This is a genomic window from uncultured Aquimarina sp. (assembly GCF_947495315.1).
Classification (GTDB): domain Bacteria; phylum Bacteroidota; class Bacteroidia; order Flavobacteriales; family Flavobacteriaceae; genus Aquimarina.
In genome coordinates this window covers 1-25,146 of record NZ_CANLYD010000015.1, presented here as the reverse complement: position 1 = coordinate 25,146, position 25,146 = coordinate 1, and the positions used below count along the sequence as shown (strand labels likewise).

Below are 25,146 nucleotides of genomic sequence, written 5' to 3'. Positions count from 1 at the left end.
ACTGTCTAGTTTTGACTCCAATCAGAAGCTGTGTTTATCTATTTAGATCTATAGACCTTTATCTTTCTTTATAACTTCATGCAACTGATTGATTTTTTAATTGTCAATAGTGATGTAATTCTTAAAACTTAATAGTATGATTTTAGATTTTTTAAAAAAGTGTTTTTTAGGATTCGTTTTAGTGTTTTTAATAGGGTGTCAATCGGATGATGATACGCCGATAGTTGTAGAAGGGACTAAAAATGGATTTTGGTTGGCCCCTGATAAAGGGTATATAATTGAATTTACAGATGATCAGGATATCCTGTATAATGTGAATACCTATGGGTGTTCAATTGCCGATAATAATTTTAACGAAGAAGAATTTGCAGGTTTTCAATTTGATGTAGTTAATGTTAATGAATTAATAGGTGTTTCAGAACTAATAGCTTCGGATATTAAATTTACAAGACTAGAAAATCAAAATGAGTTTTGTTTACCAGATCAAATTTCCCAAACAGAGGATCCAAAAGTGAATTTTGATCATTTCTGGAATATCTTCAATGACTATTATGCTTTTTTCGAAACAAGAAATGTGGATTGGTCACAATACGAAAATTTGCGCGAACAAGTAACTTCTCAGAATTTTTATGAAACTATAGGAGAACTTGTATTATTGCTCAATGATGGTCATGTCATTATAGATGATGAAGAAAATAATATTGGTATAGATTCAGGCTTACCAAGTTTATTGGAACGACTAAATCTAAGCTTAAGTGGAGATTTAATAATTGATTCGGGAGAAGATTATGATAGACTTTACGATCAGCGATTAGAGGTAATAGGGCTAAAGTATTTTGGAGGAGAGTTTGAGATAGATGAAAGCGAAAATATTGCTTGGGGTATACTCAATAGTGATATTGGATATATTAATATTCTTGGTATGGCAGGTTATAGCGCTGATGAAAGTATGGAGTTACAAACGCTGAATAGTGTTTTAGACAGAATGATGAATGATTTTAAGAATTCGGGAGTGTCTAAATTGATTATCGATACTCGTTTTAATGGAGGAGGATATGATATGGTATCTGTAGAAATAGCATCGCGATTTGTAGATCAAGAACGGCCTGCTTTTTCTAAAAAAGCTAGATTAGGAAATAGTTTTACAGAAAGCACCTCTATATCTGTAACTCCTAAAGGAGATTTTCAGTTTACAGATGATATTGTATTGCTAACAAGCCCATTAACAGCTAGTGCTGCAGAAATTTTTACACTTTGTATGAAAGATTTGCCTTATGTAACTATTGTAGGAGATAATACAAATGGTGTTTTTTCGGATATTTTGGTTCATGTACTGCCAAATGGAGCATCAATCGGATTGTCTAACGAAGTATATAGTGATGCTCAAGGTGTAGTTTATGAAGCGATTGGGATTGGACCAAGTGAGGAGAATAGAATTCCTTTATTTTCTAACGATGATTTTAATGAGGAAAAGGATAGTGGAATAGATAGAGCGGTTGAATTATTGGGTAATCATAACTGATTGCTTTATTTCTAAAAATTAAATATATCTGATTAAAAAATAATCCCGCAATTACTGATTGCGGGATTATTAGTAAAAGAATTATACCATTTCGTAAATACAGTAAAGGCCATTGCATCTTCCTTCGCCAAAGTTACAATCCATGTCGGTACGACAAGTATTTGCGCCTGGACCTCCTCCACCATTGATTGTTTTTAATTCTTTGCTTTTCAGTGTTTTCCCTAATCCAGAAATTTGTTTTAACATATCTTAATATTTGTTTATTCTTATCTCCTGAACATTTATAGACACTCAGGATTTATGTCTATAATTTCTTGGTGGTTTGTACTATAAAGGTTGAATCGCTTTTTAATCTAAAGCGATAATATTTCTGGTTCATAATCAAATATTCCGCAGCCTATTCCAACACCTTCGCAGGGTTGATTAATAATTACCCCAGCCCCATTACATCTGCATTGTTGATGAGTTTGATTTCCGCTTCCAGAGATATTTTTTTGTTGTGTTTTGGTTAAAACTTTTCCTAAACTTAAAATTGTTTTTTTCATAATTTAAATACTTGAAAAAAATGAATGAATTCTTGAATTAATTATAGACACTCAAGCTATATGTCGATTTGTAACATAATATTTGTTTTGATTGATGTAAATATAGAATAAGAGATAATCTATTAACAAGTGCTATATGACGATATTCCGGAAAATCGACTAGACATTCTAAGAATATCGATTGCTTGTTTGTTTTGTCAAGATTCTGATTTTTAGATGTTTTCTTCTGTTTTAATATGCAAATTGAAAAAAACAAATAATAATATCTTTGCCTACCGTTTAATAGTGCGGATAAGGTTTAGTTTTTATTAAAATGTGTTTTAGAAATGAATTATAAGATATTGTTATTTAAAATTTTCTTTTTTCTTTTATATACTAACAGTATCATTGCTTTTCAAGGGCAACAAGATTTCAGTAACCACGAGGAGAGTTATCAGTATTTGACAAAAAAGTTTTATGAAAATGAAAAGGATACTGTCATAGCAAAGAAGTATGCTAAGAAATATCTTCTAAAAGCAAAAAAAGAAGATAATAGCATCAATATTATACATGGCTATTATTTCATGTCATTGATTAGCGAAAGTGCTATTTCTCATAAGTATAGTGATACTATTATCTCATTTACTAAAAATAAGAACTCATCCCAATACCCAATTTATTCATATAGACAGAAGGCAGTAGTATACTTTAATGATGGAGATTTTAAAAATGCCTTTGATTATTTTCTTAAGGTAAACGAGGAAGCAAAGAAATATGATAATATAGGTCTTCAATATTCCAGTAAAAAGAGTATTGGAATATTAAAAGGATGGATGGGAGAGAATGAAACGGCCTTGGTAAATTTAAGAGATTGTTATCCTTTTTTTTCTAAATATAAAAAAGATGCGCCAGAGCAATATTTGGAGTTACTTTTTGCACTTTCAGAATCATACAATTTTAATAAAATATTGGATTCTGCTTCTGTAATAAATAGTTTAGGTTATAAAGAATCTTTGGAATTAGAACGTTCTGATTTTCAACGCTATTTTATTCTGAATGAAGGAATAAACCAATTTAGTAAAGAAAAATATACCCTTGCTAAGGATAGTTTAGTAAAAGCCATTGATTTATTGAAGAAGACTCATGATTTGGCTAATCTTGGTCAGGCACATTATTATTTAGGAAAGTCATATGCTGCCATTGGTATGTTAGAGAGTGCTATAGAAGAGCATAAGTTGGTAGATGTTATTTTCCAGAAAAGTCCACAGATAATTCCTGAGAGTAGAAAGAGTTATGAAATCTTGATCAATCATTATAAAGAAATAAATGATACAGATAATCAACTAAAATACATCGAAAGATTACTAAAAGTGGATAGTGTTTTAAATAGCAATTACAAATATTTAATTAAAAATGTAATTCAAAACTACGATACACCAAAGTTGATAGCCGAAAAACAACAGATTATTAATTCACTGGAAAAAGAAAATCGATTTTCTCTGTTTTGGATGGGATCAATAATAATCCTATGTGTAATTTCTATTGTGGTTTTAGGATCTAATTATGTAAAAAATAAAAAGTATAAGAAAAGGTTTAATGAATTATACAGCGCAACAAATTCAGATGAAAATTCAAATAAGGAAGATTTAATAATCGCGGAAAAAGACACAATCGGAATCGATGAAACTTTAATCAAAGAAATCTTGCAGAGGTTGGAAGAGTTTGAATCTAAATCAGAGTTCTTAAGGCGAAATATAACTACGAATAGCTTAGCTAAAAGTTTTGATACCAATTCTAAGTACTTATCTAAAGTAATTAATAGGTATAAGAAGAAAAACTTCAATACCTATATTAACGAACTAAGAATTGAATATGTAATAGATAAATTAAAGACAGACAGAAAATTTAAAAAGTACTCTATAAGAGCAATTGCAAATGAAATAGGATTTAATAGTACAGAGGTGTTTTCTAAAGCGTTTTACAAAAAAAATGGGATCCACCCCTCATATTTTATAAAGCAATTAGAAAAACACGAACAAGATTAGTTATTATTTAAAAAACTCATAATCAAATTATTGAAATTCGATTTTCCGGAAAAACGAGTGCTGTTTTGAATCAATTCACATACTGACAAGAAATAATCTTTATGTTTGTATTGGAAGCAATCAAAAACAAAAGAACAGTATGAAAAGAAAGCAAATTAAAAGGAAATTGAGTTTTGATAAATTGACGATCGCAAAATTATCAAATTCAGCAGCAATTAAAGGAGGTAGTAATAACTGTACTATGAATGGACCTGTGTATACAGATTTCTGTATGCCTTCAGATAATGACTGCACAGTTACAATAGTTGGTCCAACTACTGTGGGAGATAGACCTACACAAGGGCAAACAAAATGTAATTGCAACTTATAACCGTATATTTTTTTTGTAAATAAAACTTCAAAAAAATTAGTTTTCAATACTAATAAAAGAATTACTGTTTTATTAATTATTTTGAAGCTCATTAACCTTCTCAAAAACTAATTGGTTTTCCCATCCTCTATAGAGGAGATAATCAATTAGTTTTTTTCTTTTCTTAAACGCATTTGTTTCAGAGATAGCAGAAAATTTTTTTTCGGCGAGTTCATGAAAAGTTTCTAAATATTCGTTCTCTGGGATTTCTTTTAAAGCCATTTTGATGCAATACTCAGAGATTTGTCTAAATTTTAATTCTCTAACAATTTTTTGTTTACCCCATTTCTTAATTCTGAATTTTCCTCTGGCAAAACTTTTAGCAAAGCGTTCTTCGTTAAGAAAATTATGTTCCAGAAGATGTAAGATGATCTTTTCTTTTGCCTCCGGAATCAGTTTCATAGTGCTTAACTTATTCTTGATATCTTTATGACAGCGTTCTTGATAGGCACAATAGTGCTCCATTTTTTTTAAGGCTTCCGTAACGGTTATTGCTTCTGGTGTTTTTTGATACATCACCGTAAAAATACATAATAGGATATTATATGTTTAATAATAGCATTTTATTTGTGATCATATCTTTTTTAGTAACCTTATTCATTCTTAAAAAATCCTTGATCTTTTCTTGATAAGGTTTTCCTTCGAAGCTTTGAAGCAGGTTTCTTCGAGTGAGTTTTTTAAGTTCCAACGGTAAATATTTTGATTTATAGTGATAGGTGTTAAAAATGGACCAATCCGGTAAAAACCGATTCACTTCTTTGTAGATATGAAGAACTCCATTACTTCCGATAAATTCGCAGAAATTTCCATTGGGAAGTATGCTAAAATAAAAAGGATCAATCTCTTCACTCTGAACTTCTGAGCTTATTATGTTCTTTACCTCGTCGATGTTAAGGGGACTATTAGCATAGTATAATAAAATCTCCATTTTATGAATAAGATCGAAGCTGTCTATTTTAGACATTCCTTCAAAATTTTTCATGATTTTACACAGCATATTCTGATAATTTTTTTCCATATCGACACTAAATAGTTGGGTTAAAAAAATGGGAAGTTTATTGATGTATAAAAATTCCTTCTATGTATAAGGATAGAAGGAATTTTTAGGTAGCATCATAAAGATGTACTCCTTATAATCCGAAAATAGTGTCTGGATCAGGAAATGTAGGGCCGGTTGTTGGGCCAATAATGATAATAGGTCCTCCAGTGCAACCTCCACCATTACCATCATCCATTACACTTGGATTATGATTGCCACCATTGATGTTTTTAATTTCTTGAGTTTTTAATGCTATTAGATTTTTCATATTGTGCGAAATTAGTGTTATTGATAAATTGATTACATTGAGAATACATCTGGATCAGGAAATGTAGGTCCAGTAGTAGGGCCTAAAATGATTATAGGACCCGGAAATCCTGGTGTGTCGGTGCATCCGCCACCTGATCCATTGTCCCAAACGTTAGAACTATGATTTCCTCCATTAATAGTTGTAATTTCTTGATTTGATAATGCTGCTAAATTTTTCATGAGTATATAATTAAAAATTATTGATAAAATGATTATTAGATCTGAAAACTCTGGAAGTTGAGCCATAAATTCTTGTAATATTTTGATACTATATATGGCTATAACAACTCATTTATTTTTAAGGTTGCGGGTTTTGTGGAAAGTAATCATCCCAATCGCTAGGGTCTCCAAAGGGAACAATTGGTAATCCTTCTGTGTTGTCTTCAGATGAAGTAGGATTTCCTCCTCTGAACATTGTAAGCTCGTTAATCGAAAGTTCTGTAAACAAATTTGATGTTTTCATGATATTAGGTTTTAAATATGTGAATATGCATGTTTTGTATTGAAATAGAGTTACTTATAAGTGTTGTTTCATTTACAATACAAGAATACAAAGCCACAGTCTCATTAGTTGAGACTCTGATAAAAAAATGCTTTTTTTGAATAATTATTTAAAATAGAATAGATATGTGAGGTTCTATATTTTCTATTTAGATGAAGACGTTATTCGCTAATTTTAGTAATTGTAAAGTTCTCGAGAAAGAATATATTCTTTATTTGTGTCCTTAAAGGTTAGTTTTAAACTATCTAGTTGTTTTTTAACACTTTTGAACTCACAAAATTGAGTAACAGTTTTAATAGGTTTGTCATTAATCAAGAATCCTTTCATATTAGGAGTAATTCCCAGTATGTGCGCTTTACTTCCTTCGATTACTGATTTTATGTAAATCTCTTCTTCAAATCCGAAACTTAATCCAAAATTTTTTTCAGTCAATTCTAGATTTTTTGTTTTTTGATATAAGGTTAAAGATGCGGTACTCCAGTCAATGGTAACTACAAAGTTTTTTAAAAACCCTAACCCAAGAGCTTTGAAAGATGATTTCTCACTTATCTTGGTAGTGATAGTAGGAATTAAAAATGCTTTGTTTTTTCCGAGATAAAGGTTTTCTAGATTTACTAAATATTGCTTTGAATTACTTTTACCTCCTAAACCTCTGCTGCCTTCTCCGAGAATATTTATTTTTTTAGCAAACTGCAATGATGCTATTTCTTTCGTAGATAGTTTTAAAATATCACTCATACCTGTATCCAGTATTAGCCTGGTTTTAGTGTTGTCTGACAAATAAATAGGAATGTATAGGTGATGACTAAATTTATTTTCTCTTAATTTTAGTTGAATTCCCTCTTCTTGATGTTTCGGTAAAAGTTTTGATTCCTTTGCAATATAAATTCTATTATGTTGAAAATCAAACTGCCAGGCAAAATGACGCATAATGTTTTTGCCTATAATTCCATAAATAGTTTCTGTGCAACTGAATTGAGTAGGAGATTTATTGAATGCAATGTTTTCTAGTTTTATACCCGAAATTTCTAAAAAAGGAATGTTGAAGATTTTAGGGAAGAATATTTTTCCATTGGGATCCATACTTATTCCTCTTCCTATTGACTTTTCGATTTTTTCTTCAGGGAAATTATAAAATAAGTAGTTTGATGCTCCGGTATCTAGAATAAAAGGATATGTCTTTTTCGAGCTGTCAATTTTTACATCAATCAGCATATGACCGCCGGAAGAATATCGAAAGGGAATCGAAATATTATTTGGCGCATTGGAAATAGTAAGTTGATCCTGTTTTTTATAATTATTCATTAAAAAATAAACACCACCAATTAATAATAGGACGAGTAGAAGCATAGTTATTAAGATATGTTTTTTTTTGATTTTCATCATTTTCATTTTACGAATTTTCTGACCTGTCATATTTCATAGTGTAGCATAAGAAAATTTAGGAATCAAAAAAGTGAGCAATATACTTGCTCACTTTTTTTTGATATTTTGCAAAGCTCTTATAAAGTGTTGCAAACTATTTTAAGGAACTCCTAAAACTGTGAGGTTCTAAAAGTTTGTTTTTAGTTTCCGAACAATCCGTCAAAGAAACCTACTACAGCGTCTACTGCATCTACAACTGCATCGTGTATAGCTTCTCCAGCAGCGTGTCCTGCGTTATAAGTTTCTTCACTTCCACCGTTGATCTGTACTAATTCGTTTAGATTTAATTCTTTCATGATTTTTAATTTTATAAGTTATTATTTATGTGATATTTTAGTTTCCGAATAATCCATCAAAGAAACCTACTACAGCGTCTACTGCATCTACAACCGCATCGTGTATAGCTTCTCCTGCAGCGTGTCCTGCGTTATAAGTTTCTTCACTTCCACCGTTGATCTGTACTAATTCGTTTAGATTTAATTCTTTCATGATTTTTAATTTTATAAGTTATTATTTATGTGATATTTTAGTTTCCGAATAATCCATCAAAGAAACCTACTACAGCGTCTACTGCATCTACAACCGCATCGTGTATAGCTTCTCCTGCAGCGTGTCCTGCGTTATAAGTTTCTTCACTTCCACCGTTGATCTGTACTAATTCGTTTAGATTTAATTCTTTCATGATTTTTAATTTTATATGTTATTATTTATGTGATATTTTAGTTTCCGAACAATCCGTCAAAGAAACCTACTACAGCGTCTACTGCATCTACAACTGCATCGTGTATAGCTTCTCCAGCAGCGTGTCCTGCGTTATAAGTTTCTTCACTTCCACCGTTGATCTGTACTAATTCGTTTAGATTTAATTCTTTCATGATTTTTAATTTTATATGTTATTATTTATGTGATATTTTAGTTTCCGAATAGTCCGTCAAAGAAACCTACTACAGCGTCTACTGCATCTACAACTGCATCGTGTATAGCTTCTCCAGCAGCGTGTCCTGCGTTATAAGTTTCTTCACTTCCACCGTTGATCTGTACTAATTCGTTTAGATTTAATTCTTTCATGATTTTTAATTTTATAAGTTATTATTTATGTGATATTTTAGTTTCCGAATAATCCGTCAAAGAAACCTACTACAGCGTCTACTGCGTCTACAACCGCATCGTGTATAGCCTCTCCTGCAGCGTGTCCTGCGTTATAAGTTTCTTCACTTCCACCGTTGATCTGTACTAATTCGTTTAGATTTAATTCTTTCATGATTTTTTAATTTTATAAGTTATTATTTAATGTGATATTCTAGTTTCCGGTTAATCCGTCAAAGAAACCTTCTACAGCATCTACTGCATCTCCAACAGCTTCTACTACAGCATCAGCAGCATCGGATATAGCGTCAGCGGCATCAGTTAACCAATTTCCACCTTCAATTGAATGTAACTCAAGATTGTTTAATTCCTGAACTCCAAAATTTTCTAAATTTTTCATCTTTAAAATTTTATGATTAATATTTGTATGAGCTGTCAAATTGTTTTGGTGCACCTGTTTCGTTTTGACAATGTAAAAGTAGGTTTGGGGAATCTCATTAATTGAGAGTGTATATTTAAAAATGTTAAAATTTGTTAATCCTATATGTTTTGTGAGATCGAAACTGATTTTTAGAACTGTTAGATATAGGTGTATTAATGCATCAAGGAATTTTCGAAAGTATCTTATGGGTAAGAGAAATACTTAAAGGATTAAATTTTTATAATGCGATAGAGGATATTTTTGAGGCATAAAAAAAAGGAGCTGTACAAAACAAACTCCCATTTTACGAATCAAACTCAATATTTTTTTAAAACCTATTAGATATTTCATCAGTAGTATCATTTATATCGATATCATAATCTTCTGAATACATCATCACATCAGAAATTACTGATTGGAGTTCCGGATCATTTACAAGTTGATCGATTTGTTGATCAAGTAATCTAACTTCCTTTTCATTTTTCTTCATGAGTTCTTTAGAATTAATTATACCGTTTTTAGATATGGATAGTTAAAACCAGGTTCCATTAAAACTCTTTGAAAACTTCCTCCGCTGATTTCCAAGACTTCTTCTCCTTGAAGATCTCTTGTATAAAAACCAAACTTAAAACTTACCTGTTCTTCATATATGTAACTTTGTAGTCCAATATCAAAAACTATAGGTGCATTTAGTCGTTTCATCACTTCAAAAACTCTAAACAATGAAGCTTTTGATATATCAAGTCTCCTGGCCAGCTGTCGTGGGTTTCCAGTTGCTTGTAATCGTATTAATCGATCTAATCGTTCTATTAATTCTATTTGTCGTTCTATTTTTGTCATGATTCGAGTGTTTTTTATTAAAAGTTTGTTGCAGTTCTATATTTAGGAAAGCCTTCTATAATTACGCTACTGCATCTATTTTATTGATATAATCTAATGCTGGCATTTGTTGCTGCCATAGTTGATAATACTTTTCTTTGCGTCGATATAGGTCTTGATGATTTCCTTCTTCTAATACCTCTCCTTTTTCTAGTACTACGATTTTATCGGCCTCGATTACGGTGCTTAAACGGTGTGCAATGACTATAATGGTTTTGTTTTCAATTCTAAGGTTCTGTATAGTTTTTTGTATATAGTTTTCGGAGGCACTATCTAGAGAAGATGTTGCTTCATCAAGTACTAATATTTCAGGTTTTTTATACAGCGCTCTGGCAATAGCAATTCGCTGTTTCTGTCCGCCGGATAAGGATGCTCCGTTTTCTCCTAGATAGGTATTAAAACCATTTGGTAAATCTTCAATAAATTTTAAAATACCAATATCTTTACAGATAGTAATAATCTCTTCCATATTAGGATTGAATTGACCAACAGCAATATTCTCTATAACATTACCGGCAAAAAGATCTATTTGTTGGGGTACAACACCTACTATTTCTCTGAGACTACTATTATCGATATAACGTAAATCTTTATCTCCAATACTGATAATACCACTGCGGATTGGATAAATGTTTTGTAGTAACGACATTAGTGTTGATTTCCCGGAACCACTTTCACCTACGATAGCTGTCAATTCTCCTTTGTTGATGGTAAGGTTAAACTTTTTGAAAACTTCTTTTCTGCTTCCATATCGAAAAGCAACGTCTGTAAAAGAAATGTTTCCTACAGCTTCTCTGTTTAGTTTCATTTTATTTTCTGTCTCCTCTCGCTCTAAATCCATGATTTCAAAAAGACGATCCGCTGCGATCAGTGCATTTTGTATTTGTTTGTTAGCTCCAACTAAGCTTGCCACGGGTCCGGTAAAATATCCAACAATAGCGTAGAAAGACATCAGTTCTCCTGCGGTAATTTCTCTTTCGATTACAAAAAAGGAACCTGACCATAGTAAAATAATGACAAATAATTGAGCAATGATTCCTGTTGATGTTTTAGAGAACACAGAGTTCAATGCAGATTTATATCCTGTTTGTAGTAAACCAATAAATCGTGTTTCGGTTTTGATATTTGCAAACTCTTCCAGACCAAAACGTTTAATGGTTCCAACAGAGGTTATAGATTCTACTAGTTGGCTTTGCAGATCCGCTCCTTTTTCCATCACTTTACGTTCAACTTTCCTATTTAATTTATTCATGATATAGTAAATACCCCCATATAATGGTATTACACATAACATGATTAAAGCAAGTTTCCAGTAATAGAAAAACATTAATCCAAATGAGAAAAAGAGTATCATTACATTAACAGTAAGCGATAGCGCTACACCGTTGATAAAATTTCTGATTTTGACAGCATCTCCAATTCTAGAGGTGATTTCGCCAACTCTCATAGTGTCAAAGAACTGTTGCGGTAGTTTTAGTAAGTGTTTATAATATCCTAGAATCAATCTGGTATCGATTTGCTGGCCCGTTTTAATTAGAAATACATCCTTAAAAACACCAATAATAAACTTCAGAGCCAATAACCCTAGCATAATAACACCTAGAAGATTTAGTAGTTTGGTATTTCCGCCTACCAAGACATAATCTGTTATTTTTTGTATAAAGATAGAAGTAGAAAACCCTAGTAGCGTATATACAACTGCACCTACTAATGCTTGGAAAACTACTAGTTTATGAGGTTTTAATAAATACCAAAATCGTTTATAGGAAGAGATTTTTTCATTTCCTTTTTCAAAATTTTCATTTGGAGATATAAGTACTAATACACCTGTCCATTCTTTTTTGAATTCCTCGTGTGATTTTTTATGCATTCTCCCATTTCCAGGATCCATCACAAGAACGTGTTTTTTGGCTACTTCATAGATCACCACAAAATGCTGCAGTTTTCCTCTTACAATCACGTGGGCGATTGTCGGTTTAGGAATTTTTGATAAACTTTCAAAATCTCCCCGAACACCTTTTGCGGTAAATCCAATTTTCTGAGCGGCTTCCATAAGTCCCAGTATATTCGTCCCTTTTTGATCGGTACTTGCATACTGTCGTATTCTAGCGATTGGAAGCTTTAATTTATAGTGAGCAGATATAGAGGCCAGACAAGCAGCTCCGCAATCTGTAATATCGTGTTGTTTGATTTTAATTTTAGCCATTTTATATAGATTTTTAGTAGTTAGTATTAAGATATTGGAAGCCTTACGTATCAAATGTGTAATAGCCAATACCTTTTTACTTACTGCTTTTTATTTTATTGTTCAATTTGTGCGATGGTTGGACTGGATGGATTCAACCAATCATCTACCTTATCGTAGAGTAGATCAAATAGAGTTCGTTCTGTTAGCTGAAATCGGGCGCTTAAGGTCATTCCTTTATTAAAATTTCCTTTAAAACCATTTTTAAGTTCCAGATGTTTTTGATCTATCGCACAGCGAACTTTAAAAACAGGTTGATTATTGACCATATCCACATCTTTGCTGATGTCCAGGATTTTTCCGGTAGCCAATCCCCATTGATTGTAGTTAAATGCATCTACCTGAAAACTTACATTCTTTGCTTTGCTTATCAGTCCAATATCAGATGGAGAGAGATAGCATTCTACAATTAACCCCGTATCTGGAGATATTTCGGCAATAGGAGCACCACTTATGATCATGCTTCCGGGTTCTATACCTTTTACACTCTTTAATATACCGTCAATAGGAGCGGTGATCATATATTCTTTTTGGTTTTGGACTATTTGCGATACACTACTTTCTAACTCTCGTATCTGAGCAGAATAATCCGTAAGCATGGTCTGCCAGGTGTTTTTTTGCTGTTTTCTGTATTGCTTTAGATTGGTTATAGATAGTTGATGTTCAAAATCGCTATTCTCGAATTCAATTTTGGCAATTACTCCTTTTTTATATAGTTTCTGATCTCGTTCAAAATCTATCAAGGTTTTCTCGTAACGTGTTTGTAATTCCCCTATTTTTTGTGTGTAATACAAGTATTCTTTTTGATAGCGAGCTGATTTTATTTTTAGGAAAAGCGGATTAGAAGTATTGATTATATATTCGCAATCGGCTATGAACTGTTGGATTTCTTCAATTTTAGAGGTAGAAAACTGTATTTTCTGATCCAGGATTTTTTTATTGGTCATTAATAGGGTATCTCCTTTTTTTACTATTTGGTTATCTAGTAGATTTACAAATACTACCTTACCAGATTGTAGTGGAGTGATCGCAATACGTTCTTTACTAGGCTTAAGCATGCCACGAGCTGTAGTATAGATATCCACTTTTATAAAAGGTAACAGAATCAGCACGATCAGGATAGCAACCAAAATTAACCCATAAATTATTTTACTGCTGTTCTGATGTTTAAACTGGTGTACTTCTACTGTATTTTCGATTATTTCTTTGGGAAATAGTTGTTTCATATTTTGTGTGTTTGCAGATTAATAAATCAATTGATATAGGTATATCATAAATTCTACGAGATGATGAACGAGTTTTATGAGTAGTGTGATCATAATAAATGAATTATTGATGTCTCAAATATAACTTCGGTAAAAGCTTAATAACAAGGTAACTACATCTGTATTCGGGAAAACAGACCCGCTATTCGCGGAATCCAGACTAGGTTTTTTTAATGTAAACAACTGGTTAATTGTTATTTAAAAAAAAGGATAAGAAAACTTTACAGAAAAAGGAAAGTAGTATATTTGCACCCTACTAAAAATGTAGACTAATACCCCTTCTAACAAAAAAACTTACAAACTCAGTATGTAAACCCCTTTTAGAAAATAGAAGGGAAAAAATATACTGATATTGCAACTACTTTATAGCATACATACGTATGTTGGTGTATATAATGGATGGTATCTTTATATAAAACCTAAGAGCTATAGGGTGTTTGGCAAGTGTTACTAATAGTTTTTTAATAAAGAAAATATCGTTCACTTAATGATAAAAAGTTACTTCAGTATAGTTTTATATATAGTATTCGTTTTTTTTCAGAATGTAAATGCTCAAAACGATGAATTATCTAAAGACTCGTTGACTACCAAGAGTTATTTAGAATTGTCTAAAGGATTCGATCAATACAAAAAAGATATTGATATATCTAAACGATACGCAACTGCCTTTCTTGTTAAAGCAAAAACAGAGAATAACATCATCAAGCAAGCGGATGGATACTATATGCTCGCTAAAATTGTTGATAAATCAGAGAAACTTAAATATACTGACAGTATTATTGATCTAACCAGAGAATTGGAAGATTACACATATCCTGCGGAGGCTCACTTATATAAAGCAGGAGTTTTAGGGTCCTTAAGTCGTTATGAAAAGGCAATGGATGAATTAGTAGTAGCTAACAGACTTGCCCATAAAAATAATAATATAGATCAGAAGTTTAAGATAGATTATTATATCGCCTTATTAAAGAATAATTTGGGAGAGTATGGCGATGCTCTTAAAATTTTCAAAACATACAAGGACTACTATGAAAAGCTTTATCAAAATGATGAGAGAAATAAAGTTGAATATATAAAATCTCTTTTCGCTCTTGGCGATTCCTATAATAAGAACAAAAAATATGATTCTGCGTCATATATTAATTATGAAGCAATTAGACTATCATTGGATTCGAAAGACAGTATCTTATATGATAGATTGTTAGTTTCCTCTGGTATAACAGATTATTACAAGAGAGAATATAAATCAAGCATCGATACTTTAAATAAGTTTCAGAATTTATTTTACAATAAAATTAAGAGCGATGGAACTTTAATTAGGAGTGATCTTTATCTGGGGAAAGTCTTTTTTGCAAAAAATAATATTAAAAAGGCTATCGAATATTATCGTAAAGTTGATTCTACAGTATTTGCCAGAAAGCATTTTTATCCTGATATATTAGATCCCTATAGTGACTTAATCAAATATTACAAAAGTAATGGTGATGTCGAAAAACAGCTTTTTTATATAAATAGATTATTGAAGGTCGATAGCATATTAGATAATAATTTTAAAAATGTTTATCAAAAGATTAATAGGAATTATTCTACTCCTAATCTGTTATCAGAAAAACAAGCTATTATAGATTCGCTAAAACAGAACAGTCAAAACAGGAATATTATCATTGTTGTTTTAGGGGTTCTTTCTTTTGCCTTACTATTATTTTTATACTTTAATAATAAAAAGAAAAAAACGTATCAGCGTAGGTTTCAAGAAGTGTTTGAACAAACGAAAGAAATAGAAGAAGTTGCTATAAAACCTGAACCTAAAAAAGAAGTCCAGGATATAGGAATTTCCGAAGAAATTATTATTGATATTCTTAAAAAACTAAGCATTTTTGAAGAGAAACAGGAATTTTTACAACCTAATATTACAGTGAGTTCTTTATCGAAAGATTTAAAGACAAATTCTAAATACCTCTCCAAGACTATCAATTTCTATAAACAAAAAAGTTTTAGTAACTATATTAATGACCTTAGGATTCATTTTGTAGTTGAAAGACTAAAATCTGATACTAAGTTTAGGAAGTATACAATTAAGGCGATAGCAAATGAAATTGGTTTTAATACGACAGAGGCTTTTTCTAAATCCTTTTATAAAACTACGGGTATCTATCCTTCCTTTTTTCTTAAACAATTAGAAAAAAAAGAAGTTCATAAGTGATTAGACTTGTTTTTGAGACTGAGAAATAAAAGTCTGTTAAACAATGAATTAAAAAAGCTATTCCTTAAAAACAGACTCTGTATTCCTGAAAACAGACAAGCAAACGGATAGGAAGTAGTTTTTTTCTGCTCTAAATAAATACATTTGTTCCACAATCACTTTTAAAAAGAATACACATGAAAAAATCACACATCAAAGGAAAGCTTACACTAGAAAAAATGAACATTGCAAAACTTAATAATTTGTCTTCTATACGAGGAGGTAGTTACATAGACATGATAGGGGATATTAACCCAATGAATGATGATGATGACGATGATGGTGATGCTTCTGATACTTGGACTGTAGGAGGTTAATACTATTTTTAAATCTGGAATTCTAAGTTTAGAAAGTCGTATTAAAAATTTTATATGAATCAGAAATTGTTTAGGTTATTATTTCTCACGTTTGTTATGGTTGGATGTAATCAGAAAACCCATAATTTGACTCCGAAAGTTACTATGGAAGAACTCTATGGACATAAAATTTATGATCCATATCGTTATGCTGAGGATTTAAACAATCCCGAGGTAAAATCTTGGGTAGATAAACAAAATTTGATCGCCACTAACTTATTAAATTCGATTGATAGACGTCAGTTTTTAATTAAGGAACAAATCAATGCTGATCAAAAAAAGAAATTCGTAATTTCTAAACTTAGAGTATTGGAGAATACTAGACATTTTTATTTAAAAAGATTATCAAATGAAAATGTTCCAAGACTTTATTATAAAGAATCTTTTTCCGAAAAGGAACAGTTACTATATGACCCAAAGGATTTTAGATCAGATTCTGGAATTGAATATGTAATCAATTACATTAGACCTAATTGGGATGGATCGAAGGTCGTAGTCAGTTTAACTTCTAAAGGGAAAGAAATTTCAGAATTACTTATAGTTGATGTTAGTTCTGGTAAAGTACATCCAGAGATATTAGAAAATGCCTGGCCTTCTGCGGCCGGAGGAATACAATGGTTACCGGATAATAAAGGCTTTGTATATGTCTATCATCCTGTGACCGATCCTAAGGCTAAAGGCTTTCTTAAAAATATGCAATCTGTTGTATATCGATTGGGAGATAAACCAGAGATACTAAAAGTTATATTATCAAAAGAGCTTAATTCCGAATTAGCAATAAACGAAGAAGATTTTCCAGTAATTTCTATAGAAAACCCAGATGCTCAATACATATTGGGAAAATTGACTGGAGCCTATAGTTATTACGACGCTTATTACAAGTCAATAAATAATATTAGCTCTAAAGAATGGAAACCATTGTTTACAAAATCTGATAAAGTAAAAAGTATTAAGATTAGTGGAGATTCTGTTGTGTATAGAACTGCTAAAGATGCGCCTAATTTTAAGATCTGTATGACATCGTTGATTAATCCCGACTTTAAAAATCCGCAGGTATTGGTGGAGGAATATAAGGATAAAGTTATTACGGATTTTGAGTTAACCAGCGAGGGTTTATACTTTGTGACCAATACTAATGGAGTGAAAGCTGATTTATATAAACTGGATAATGCAACTATAGAAGCAGTTCAACTTCCTCAGGTATATGGCAATATTAGTATCAGTTCTTTAGGTGTCACACATCCAGAATTATGGATCAATGCGAGAGGTTGGATCACCAATAATAAAAGATACCTTTATACGTCAGAGGGGCTTATTAATCAAAGCTTACAAGAGGATGTGCATAACGATAAATTAGATAATATAGTCGTAGAAGAGATAGAGGTAACAGCACGAGATGGAGAAAAAATACCTTTATCATTGATATATAACAAGGATCTTGTAAAGAATGCTAAAAATCGTGTGATGATGGATGGCTATGGTTCTTATGGAATATCTATGAAACCAGGATTTTCATTGAGACGATTGTTATGGGTCATGGAAGGTGGCGTATATGCGATTGCTCACGTACGAGGAGGAGGAGAAAAAGGAGATGCTTGGCATAAAGGAGGTTATAAAGCTACGAAACCAAATACCTGGAATGATTTCATTGACTGTGCGGAATTTTTGATTGATCGTAAATATACCAATCCAGATCAATTAGCTATATGGAGTGGTAGTGCGGGCGGTATTATGATTGGTCGAGCTATTACAGAACGACCGGACTTATTTGGAACGGCGATTGTGGAATTTGGCTCTTTAAATATGCTTAGATCAGAAATGAGAGCTAATGGCGCGAATAATGTTAAGGAATTTGGTACCATTAAAGACTCATTAGGGTTTAAAAATTTATTAGAAATGGATGCATACCATCATATAAAAGATAAAGAAGACTATCCGGCTACCTTATTGACTGTAGGTTTAAATGATCCAAGGGTTCCCGCTTGGTTTTCTGTAAAGTTTGGTGCTCGTATTCAAGCTGCAAATACTTCGGAAAAGCCTAATTTTTTATTAGCTAACTCAGAAGCAGGTCATGCGCAAGATGATACAAAACTAATAGAATTTACAAGGTTTGCTAATATCTTATCTTTTGCTTTATGGCAAACGGGTCATCCAGAGTATCAGCCAGAAAACTAATTGAAAAATAGTGTTGTTGTAAATTGTACGAATAACAAACAAAACCCAGCTACAAATCAATGTAACTGGGTTTTATCTATTTATATTTTTACTGTTACCCGGCCAAGCTTTGATGCTATTAGTTGCAAACTAGCAGTAGTATACTATGCCCGAGCGGAGGTAAACTACTATCATATTGTAGTAGCTTTTTGCTTTCTCTTTTTATTATTTACTCTTACCTGTCAATCTTTGACGGTACGAAGTCACAGACTAGCGGGGGTGAGGGAGATCAGGTATATTTTAATTTTTCTCTAAAAAAACGTCTTCTTTTAAGTCATTGGTATATACTTCTATTGCTCGAAAAAACTTTTCATATCCATCCTGGACAACATCAATCTGAATGTAAGCACTTTTCTTAAAATCAACTTTAAAATATCCTTTCTCATCCGTAATTATTTGATAAGAATTATAATGATTATAACTATCGTAATCGCCTCCCTCATAGTAGGCGTTTTCTATTTTCAAAGTTATACCTGATAGAGGTGTTTTGGTTTCTATATCATAAACATATCCTTCTAATCTAACATTCTCAATATCTTTATTACAAGATGTCATTAATATTATAAATATTAATGTTACAAATAAAAATTGTTTTATTTTATTGATTTCCATTTCTATAATTTTGTATTCTAGTTCTTATTCTGTCAATTATATTTTTCTTCTCTTCCTTTTGAATATTTCCATGTGTCCCACGCTAGCGCCCGAATCCTTTCGGGTGCGGAACATGGCAAATTTTATATACTACCCAAGTTCTTTAAATCCCGTTTCATCTATTTCTAAAATAGTATGATCATCTTGGAAATTTCTGGTACTGGAATATTTCCAATGTATAGGATCCGTAACAAAACCACTTTCAACAGGATTGTTATGGATATAATTTATTTTTTGCTGAATTACTTTTTCACTCCACAACTCTACAGGCTTATTATGATGTTGCCAAAATTGATACTTGGTTACATTTGACTGTTTCTTGGCAGCTCTTTCAAACATCCATAAAAGCCATTCTTTTCTACTCTCTTGTTGATTGTTAACTATTGCTTCTATAACCTTGTTAGCTGTATAGCGCTTAAAGTCTCTTAACAACTCCATAGGCTGTTCTTTTGTTGACCTAAAAACCATATGAATATGACTAGGCATAAAACAATAGGCATATAATTCCATTCCTTTTTCTTTTCTGCAGTATCTAATGCTTTCTGCTAGGACATCCAAATATACTTGTCTCGTGAATATGTCTATCCAATACACAGTAGCAAAACTCACAAAATACAAGCCTGATTTGTTATGAAATTTGTATTTCCTACTCATAAGACATAAAAGTAACCAAAAAGATATACATTATCTTTTTTTGGCTAATTTGAATATACTTACTATTGCTTGGCACCCGAAAGGATTTGGGCGCTGGGATGATCTTTTTTAAGTTTGACTCCGGTGGCGTCGTAAATATAACTAATATTTGCCTAGATTTTTTTTCTTTTATAATGCCTGCTTCGTCTTAAACAGCTATTTTTTTGCTTTTGTGTAACAAAAAGTAAAAAGACCAGCTACAACTTACATTGTAACTGGTCTTTACTTTTTATTATTTACTCTTGCTTACCAAGCTTTGACAGCACCCGAAAGATTCGGGCGCTAGCTAGGGACTACCTACAATATCAATACTGTCTATTTGTCCTTCTGCTATAGCATTTGGGAATATCCCGATTTTAAATTTAACTCCTTTATGAAGCTTTTCAGATAAAAATTCTCTTTCAACAATTTTGATTTTCACATTGTGATAATATTGATCTAAATAGAAGTTTTCATTTTCTACTATTAGCTCTGAAAACGTTGAATTTTCTGCATCTTCAATCCAAAAAGAAGTTCTTATTGAATTAGAAATTGGAAAATTAAAAGCTTCTTTAGCTCTATCCAAAAAAATAATGTCAACAATTAAAATTATTTCATTCATTTAATTAATATTTAATCCAGTCGATAGTTGCTTTTGAATTAAACCTATCTAAATTCTGTGGTAAAACTGTTCCTCCAGGATAACCATCTATAGTCATAGTACTCTCTAAGAATATGTAATTGCTATTACCTGGAGTAACAAAAGATTTTGGTACTGTAACTTTAGCTGTGAAAGGTTTTGCAAAACTAGTACTTGTCCAAAAATTTAGTCCAGATTCTCCAACCCAAAATTGCTTACCTTGAAAATGTCGAGAACTAATTGAAAAATTACCACCAGCATTCTTTATTGAATTTAATTCTCCCCATCCGAAGTTCCTAAATAAAGTAGCCGTTTCACCTTGTAAAAGCCTAGTATTAAAGCTTCCTCTTCCTGATGGTAAAAAGGCAAGTGGAGCAGAGAGGACTACTTGGTTTTTTGCTCTTTGATTACCATTGAAAGCGTCCATTATAATATCTCCTCCTGCTATCCTCAGTAATGCATCTCCAAAATAATTACCTGTTCTATTTTTACCAACAGGATTTCTATCTTTAGGATAAATTTTAGGACTTCCAACAGGAACCTCTGATGACACACCGCCATTTAAAAGCCTATCCCAACCAGCTAAGGCATTTTTTAAAAAATCCTTACAACATTCTCCAGAATTATCTTGGTTACTATTTCCACTTTCAGTTTCACCAACAGCTCTTTCCCAATCATCGGTTGTTTCGCTTGTTCTATTATTCTTGTATTTCCCATCACCTACATAAGTCCAAGCATCTGCACCACTAGGATCCGCCCAGAATACAGGATTATTATCAAAGCCAGTATAGGTAGACATTGAGTGATGCGTAACAGGATCGATACCTGTCCATCTAGCAATTGTGGGATCATATTGTCGGAGAGGCATCTCATAAAGGTCAAGCCCTAAACTCTCATTTAATTCTGTACCATTAAACTTATACTTAAGAGCAGGATTTGTACTCGTAATAAGACTATTATATCCTTTGTGTTTCATACCAAAGGGATAATACGAGTTTTCCTCTAAGATTTCGTGCGCATAGTCACTATCTCCATCAACGTCTACGTTATTTCGTAAAACATCGATTTTTCCATCCTTGTCTTTATCTGAGTATGAGAGTCTGATATTCCCTAAATGGTCTTTATATTGATATACATAATCAAACTCACCTTCTCCATTAGGTTCTATGTATCCTTCTGCGTGGTTAAAGAACTTAAGCTTTCCATTTTCATACACCTGATTGCCAGCGTATTCTGTTGTTAAAGAACTTCCTCCAGAGACAACTTTCTTTTGTTTCGCTCCAGTGGCATCGTAAATATAAGTAATATTTCCTGTTCCTTCACTATTAGAAATGGCAACACTGCTGGGTAAGTTTAAATGATTATAACTAATACTAGATATTCCTTTATTACGATCCACAGTCATATTACCGTTCTGATCATAGATATATTCTTCCGTGGTTTCTATTCCGTCTTTAAACCCTTGAGGGTTTGTAGTATAATCTTTAACTCTTTTTAGTTTGTTACCCCCACCTGTATAAGTATAAATAAGGTTATCCATAGTGCCAAAGCTAGTAGCTGCCGCATTGGTGTTTCCTTTTCTTTTTAGAGATAAGATATTACCATTCTTATCATATGTAAGATCATATAGGTTATAACGATTATTATCGTTAGTTGCATTAGTAATACGATTTAAAGCATCATAAGAATATTTATAGTTTCTTAGTGTATGATCATTGGCTGTTTTCCAATGGGTTTCACTAATATTACCATTATATAGCGCCTTTGATCCAGCTATTGTCGGATTATCATAGTTGATTTTAAACGTAAACAAGTCATCTCCAATCGTATTAACATCATTGATATCGGTAAGCCAACCACGCACATTGTATTTATAATCTACCGTCTGCAGTGGTGCTTGTTCTGCATTGCCCACTTTTTTACTTTCTAACTGTCCTAAATCATCATAGACATTATGCGCAATTAACTCTTCTGCAAAGTTATTGATTTGCTGTTTTTGGGTTACTAATCTCCCCATATGATCGTAGGTAAAGGTGTCAATAGTCACTATTGCAGCGTTGCTGCCTTTGGTATGCGTAGTTTTCATGATCTCTGGTTTTCCTGTAAAATCAAGTTGTATTTCTACCTTATCCGTAGTATCCAAATAGTCGTTACGGCTTCCTGTCCAGATTGCTTGCCCTTTGGTATCATACCCATTTACGGTAGTAATCCAATTATTGGTTCCTAACACTCGGACTTTAGATCCCGTTGGTAAGCTCTTTACGTTATTAGTAGTAGCCATGCCATACACTGAAGTAGGCTTATTCATTCCATCTTGATCAAAGGTATAATTGTCGTAATAGTTGATGGTAAATATTTTACTAATCCCTCCGGGAATAGTTTCATTAGAATAATAAACAGAAGTTCCTGCTATTGTAAGTGGAGAAGTTCGTTTTACCTCATATTGATTATAATTCGATGAATATGCTGTGCTTTGCATTCCTGCTCTAGAAATTGAATTTGGATGTATATGTAGTCCTGTAAATACTATTCTACCCAAAGCATCATATTTGGTAAAGAGCCATTCTCGTTTTGGCCGCTGATTGGCATCCTGTGTCATCACTGGCTGGTCCAATTTATTATATACGATATACTCCCATCCTTTGCCTGGTATCTTCTTTTCTACTAATCGATTTCTGCTATCATATTTATATTGGTATCCCAATTCATTGAGTTCTGTAGTAGATACCCCATTACTCACTGTGATCTTAGGAGGGATTACATAGGTAAGATTTCCAAAATCATCATATACATAATAGGTATCATGAGCTACACCTGCATTGTACGTTCTTTTTAGAATGACTCTGCCAGATTTATCGGTATATTCTCTGGTAGTGTGATTATCACCATCACTGCTTTTCCAGTTTTCATCTTTGGTGATATTTACCAAAAGTTCATTTTTTGCATAATTACTAACTTTCACTAAAGAAGGAGCTTCGGTATTACCATTTGTAAAATTTACTTTAAAATAGACTATGCCATCAGCGGTGGTATTTGCTCTTCTATCTAGTTTTATGGTATGATCGTCTCCTGTAGCTTTTGCTATCCAATCTGATCCCGATGCAGCCTGTTTTAAAGGTCTATTTAATGGAGATTCCTCGAAAATAGTCTCTGAATAGGGATTGGTAGTATTTTGATACTTTGCGGTATTATAAAAGTTATTTAATTCTGTCAAAGGATCGACATATATCGCTCCATTCTGTGTCTCTTCAGAAGCGTACGGCAAATATTCTTTAGACTGTCTGCCAAGATGATCATACTCATAATGGGTGATGATGTCTTTGGGTTTGGATTGCTGAATCAGCTGACTAATAGGTTGTAAATTACCATCAAATATACTCATCCTTGGATTCCAATAATACGCAAAGGAGTTTGTAGCAGTGCCATCATAATAAAAATCTCTTATCCTAATAGAACTAGCGGTACTTTTCCATTTAAAATCGGTTCCATTTGCTACTTTGTTCCCATTGATATCATAAACACCACTAACATACGGATTCCCTCCTACATAATCGTGAGGATATATCATTCCAACTAATAAATACCAAGTATTTGCATTAGGCAATTTTTCATGTAAGAAATATGGATTTCCATTGTTCGCTCCATTTACAAAATTCACATCCCAAATCCCGTGGTATGCTGTTCCTGAAACAGTTCCTGTACGTTTGATCCATACGGTATACATATACCCTACGGATTTGTCTATCGTGAAATGATCCGAATTCCACCCTGCATTGGTTTGTATATCTTCATTATTTCCGCAACGCCATAGTAAGGATTGCTCACCAAATGGATTCGTTCCAAATTCACGGGTATTATCTACTGTTCTTCCAGTACTATTAAACAAGGGAGTAGATCCATTTCCAATAGTCCAATCATCAGTCCAATCAAAAATATTAGTGCTTTGGTCTTGTCCTCCTGCTCTAACGGCTATGGACTGCTTAGCTCTACCCAGTCCATCAGCATAGTTTATCGATACAATTTTATCGCTCTCCAGTACCTGATCCTGTTCTCCTTCTTTTACCTCTTTTTGATATGCGGTAGTCTTTATATAATTCTCTGACTGTGTCTGTGCACTGACTATTGTACTGACTAGTACAGTAATCACTAAAAATAAATTTTTCATCTTCATCACTGTATTAGTTGTTTTTATAGTGGTATTCATTTTCCGATAGAATATTTCCATCTCCGTCTTTTACGTTTACTAATCGATTAAATCCATCGTACTCATAATACATGGTATATCCTTTTGGATCTGTGATACTGGTGACCCCAATCATCGGATCATAAGTATAGGAAGTAATCAGTGCATTGGGTACTGCCTCTCTCAGCTGATCCAAGGTTTCTCTCAGAGCACCTTCTCTACCTGCATATCCAATTGTGTTGTCATCATCCTGGTTGGATTGCGATTGTATCGTTGCTAAACGAGAAGTGATCTGACTATAGGTAGCATTTTCTATCTTGGCTACAGGATATTTCCCTTCATATCCCCAGATATAAATACTAGATGCTCCATTGGTTTGTGATACTTCCAGCGGATTCCCTTTGGTATCATACTGATGGTATCGCATACGAGGTTCCAGGGCTGCATTGCCTTTACTCGTGTGTATGTATTCCGGAGATACATGTTTTTCACTACCCCATAATTTATAATCTGTTCT

General features: G+C 32.5%; 29 protein-coding genes. 6 read left to right on the top strand and 23 right to left on the bottom strand.

The window, feature by feature from the left end:
• Positions 1–136: 136 nt before the first annotated feature.
• Positions 137–1,522 carry a S41 family peptidase gene (locus Q0910_RS21755; RefSeq protein WP_299221403.1) on the top strand — a complete coding sequence of 462 codons (1,386 nt, stop codon included), beginning with the start codon at positions 137–139 and terminating at the stop codon, positions 1,520–1,522.
• A 353-nt stretch (positions 1,523–1,875) separates the two neighbouring features.
• Here Q0910_RS21755 and Q0910_RS21750 read toward each other — a convergent pair whose 3' ends face one another.
• Positions 1,876–2,067 carry a hypothetical protein gene (locus tag Q0910_RS21750; protein WP_299221400.1) on the bottom strand — a complete coding sequence of 64 codons (192 nt, stop codon included), beginning with the start codon at positions 2,065–2,067 and terminating at the stop codon, positions 1,876–1,878.
• Between the two features lie 326 nt (positions 2,068–2,393).
• On the opposite strand from Q0910_RS21750, the gene Q0910_RS21745 reads away from it, so the two are divergent.
• Together Q0910_RS21745 and Q0910_RS21740 are read left to right on the top strand one after the other, a co-directional pair.
• Positions 2,394–4,091: a helix-turn-helix domain-containing protein gene (locus Q0910_RS21745; protein WP_299221397.1), complete on the top strand. Its 1,698-nt coding sequence runs from the start codon at positions 2,394–2,396 to the stop codon at positions 4,089–4,091.
• Positions 4,092–4,230: 139 nt separating this feature from the next.
• The gene (locus tag Q0910_RS21740) at positions 4,231–4,461 is read left to right on the top strand and encodes a class I lanthipeptide (protein WP_299221394.1); all 231 of its coding nucleotides are present in this window, start codon (positions 4,231–4,233) and stop codon (positions 4,459–4,461) included.
• Between the two features lie 72 nt (positions 4,462–4,533).
• On the opposite strand, the gene Q0910_RS21735 is transcribed toward Q0910_RS21740, so the two are convergent.
• The 17 genes from Q0910_RS21735 to Q0910_RS21655 all read right to left on the bottom strand — a co-directional run bounded on the left by Q0910_RS21735 (position 4,534) and on the right by Q0910_RS21655 (position 13,632).
• Positions 4,534–5,016: a regulatory protein RecX gene (locus tag Q0910_RS21735; RefSeq protein WP_299221392.1), complete on the bottom strand. Its 483-nt coding sequence runs from the start codon at positions 5,014–5,016 to the stop codon at positions 4,534–4,536.
• Between the two features lie 25 nt (positions 5,017–5,041).
• Entirely contained in the window at positions 5,042–5,482 is a 441-nt protein-coding gene (locus tag Q0910_RS21730) for a hypothetical protein (protein ID WP_299221388.1), read from the bottom strand.
• Between the two features lie 148 nt (positions 5,483–5,630).
• Positions 5,631–5,807 carry a hypothetical protein gene (locus Q0910_RS21725; RefSeq protein WP_299221385.1) on the bottom strand — a complete coding sequence of 59 codons (177 nt, stop codon included), beginning with the start codon at positions 5,805–5,807 and terminating at the stop codon, positions 5,631–5,633.
• A 32-nt stretch (positions 5,808–5,839) separates the two neighbouring features.
• Entirely contained in the window at positions 5,840–6,028 is a 189-nt protein-coding gene (locus Q0910_RS21720) for a hypothetical protein (protein ID WP_299221382.1), read from the bottom strand.
• Positions 6,029–6,146: 118 nt separating this feature from the next.
• The gene (locus tag Q0910_RS21715) at positions 6,147–6,311 is read right to left on the bottom strand and encodes a hypothetical protein (protein WP_299221377.1); all 165 of its coding nucleotides are present in this window, start codon (positions 6,309–6,311) and stop codon (positions 6,147–6,149) included.
• A 213-nt stretch (positions 6,312–6,524) separates the two neighbouring features.
• The gene (locus Q0910_RS21710; protein WP_299221375.1) at positions 6,525–7,733 is read right to left on the bottom strand and encodes a hypothetical protein; all 1,209 of its coding nucleotides are present in this window, start codon (positions 7,731–7,733) and stop codon (positions 6,525–6,527) included.
• 182 nt (positions 7,734–7,915) lie between these two features.
• Positions 7,916–8,071 carry a hypothetical protein gene (locus Q0910_RS21705; RefSeq protein WP_299221372.1) on the bottom strand — a complete coding sequence of 52 codons (156 nt, stop codon included), beginning with the start codon at positions 8,069–8,071 and terminating at the stop codon, positions 7,916–7,918.
• A 37-nt stretch (positions 8,072–8,108) separates the two neighbouring features.
• A complete protein-coding gene (locus tag Q0910_RS21700) occupies positions 8,109–8,264 on the bottom strand; it encodes a hypothetical protein (RefSeq protein WP_299221372.1) in 156 nt (51 codons plus the stop codon).
• A 37-nt stretch (positions 8,265–8,301) separates the two neighbouring features.
• Positions 8,302–8,457 (bottom strand): hypothetical protein, encoded by a 156-nt coding sequence (locus tag Q0910_RS21695; protein ID WP_299221372.1) that lies wholly within the window; start codon positions 8,455–8,457, stop codon positions 8,302–8,304.
• Positions 8,458–8,494: 37 nt separating this feature from the next.
• On the bottom strand, positions 8,495–8,650 hold the full coding sequence (locus Q0910_RS21690) for a hypothetical protein (protein ID WP_299221372.1): 156 nt from the start codon (positions 8,648–8,650) through the stop codon (positions 8,495–8,497).
• 37 nt (positions 8,651–8,687) lie between these two features.
• Positions 8,688–8,843: a hypothetical protein gene (locus tag Q0910_RS21685; protein ID WP_299221372.1), complete on the bottom strand. Its 156-nt coding sequence runs from the start codon at positions 8,841–8,843 to the stop codon at positions 8,688–8,690.
• 37 nt (positions 8,844–8,880) lie between these two features.
• A complete protein-coding gene (locus tag Q0910_RS21680; RefSeq protein ID WP_299221372.1) occupies positions 8,881–9,036 on the bottom strand; it encodes a hypothetical protein in 156 nt (51 codons plus the stop codon).
• A 39-nt stretch (positions 9,037–9,075) separates the two neighbouring features.
• On the bottom strand, positions 9,076–9,261 hold the full coding sequence (locus Q0910_RS21675) for a hypothetical protein (protein WP_299221369.1): 186 nt from the start codon (positions 9,259–9,261) through the stop codon (positions 9,076–9,078).
• Positions 9,262–9,610: 349 nt separating this feature from the next.
• Complete coding sequence (locus tag Q0910_RS21670; protein WP_299221366.1) at positions 9,611–9,772, bottom strand: hypothetical protein; 162 nt, start codon at positions 9,770–9,772, stop codon at positions 9,611–9,613.
• Positions 9,773–9,789: 17 nt separating this feature from the next.
• Positions 9,790–10,122 carry a hypothetical protein gene (locus Q0910_RS21665; RefSeq protein WP_299221363.1) on the bottom strand — a complete coding sequence of 111 codons (333 nt, stop codon included), beginning with the start codon at positions 10,120–10,122 and terminating at the stop codon, positions 9,790–9,792.
• Positions 10,123–10,183: 61 nt separating this feature from the next.
• On the bottom strand, positions 10,184–12,367 hold the full coding sequence (locus Q0910_RS21660; RefSeq protein ID WP_299221360.1) for a peptidase domain-containing ABC transporter: 2,184 nt from the start codon (positions 12,365–12,367) through the stop codon (positions 10,184–10,186).
• Between the two features lie 95 nt (positions 12,368–12,462).
• Positions 12,463–13,632 (bottom strand): HlyD family efflux transporter periplasmic adaptor subunit, encoded by a 1,170-nt coding sequence (locus Q0910_RS21655; RefSeq protein ID WP_299221357.1) that lies wholly within the window; start codon positions 13,630–13,632, stop codon positions 12,463–12,465.
• A 526-nt stretch (positions 13,633–14,158) separates the two neighbouring features.
• On the opposite strand from Q0910_RS21655, the gene Q0910_RS21650 reads away from it, so the two are divergent.
• From Q0910_RS21650 to Q0910_RS21640, 3 genes are all read left to right on the top strand, one after another.
• On the top strand, positions 14,159–15,874 hold the full coding sequence (locus Q0910_RS21650) for a helix-turn-helix domain-containing protein (RefSeq protein WP_299221355.1): 1,716 nt from the start codon (positions 14,159–14,161) through the stop codon (positions 15,872–15,874).
• A gap of 176 nt (positions 15,875–16,050) precedes the next feature.
• Positions 16,051–16,230 carry a hypothetical protein gene (locus Q0910_RS21645; RefSeq protein ID WP_299221353.1) on the top strand — a complete coding sequence of 60 codons (180 nt, stop codon included), beginning with the start codon at positions 16,051–16,053 and terminating at the stop codon, positions 16,228–16,230.
• A gap of 54 nt (positions 16,231–16,284) precedes the next feature.
• The gene (locus Q0910_RS21640; RefSeq protein WP_299221350.1) at positions 16,285–18,444 is read left to right on the top strand and encodes a prolyl oligopeptidase family serine peptidase; all 2,160 of its coding nucleotides are present in this window, start codon (positions 16,285–16,287) and stop codon (positions 18,442–18,444) included.
• Between the two features lie 279 nt (positions 18,445–18,723).
• On the opposite strand, the gene Q0910_RS21635 is transcribed toward Q0910_RS21640, so the two are convergent.
• From Q0910_RS21635 to Q0910_RS21615, 5 genes are all read right to left on the bottom strand, one after another.
• Entirely contained in the window at positions 18,724–19,095 is a 372-nt protein-coding gene (locus Q0910_RS21635; protein WP_299221347.1) for a hypothetical protein, read from the bottom strand.
• Positions 19,096–19,224: 129 nt separating this feature from the next.
• Positions 19,225–19,788 carry a transposase gene (locus Q0910_RS21630; RefSeq protein ID WP_299221345.1) on the bottom strand — a complete coding sequence of 188 codons (564 nt, stop codon included), beginning with the start codon at positions 19,786–19,788 and terminating at the stop codon, positions 19,225–19,227.
• A gap of 325 nt (positions 19,789–20,113) precedes the next feature.
• Positions 20,114–20,428: a hypothetical protein gene (locus Q0910_RS21625; RefSeq protein ID WP_299221343.1), complete on the bottom strand. Its 315-nt coding sequence runs from the start codon at positions 20,426–20,428 to the stop codon at positions 20,114–20,116.
• Between the two features lie 4 nt (positions 20,429–20,432).
• Positions 20,433–24,611 carry a DUF6443 domain-containing protein gene (locus Q0910_RS21620; protein ID WP_299221341.1) on the bottom strand — a complete coding sequence of 1,393 codons (4,179 nt, stop codon included), beginning with the start codon at positions 24,609–24,611 and terminating at the stop codon, positions 20,433–20,435.
• Between the two features lie 13 nt (positions 24,612–24,624).
• Positions 24,625–25,146: RHS repeat domain-containing protein (locus Q0910_RS21615; protein WP_299221338.1), on the bottom strand; the 522-nt coding region annotated here is incomplete at its 5' end.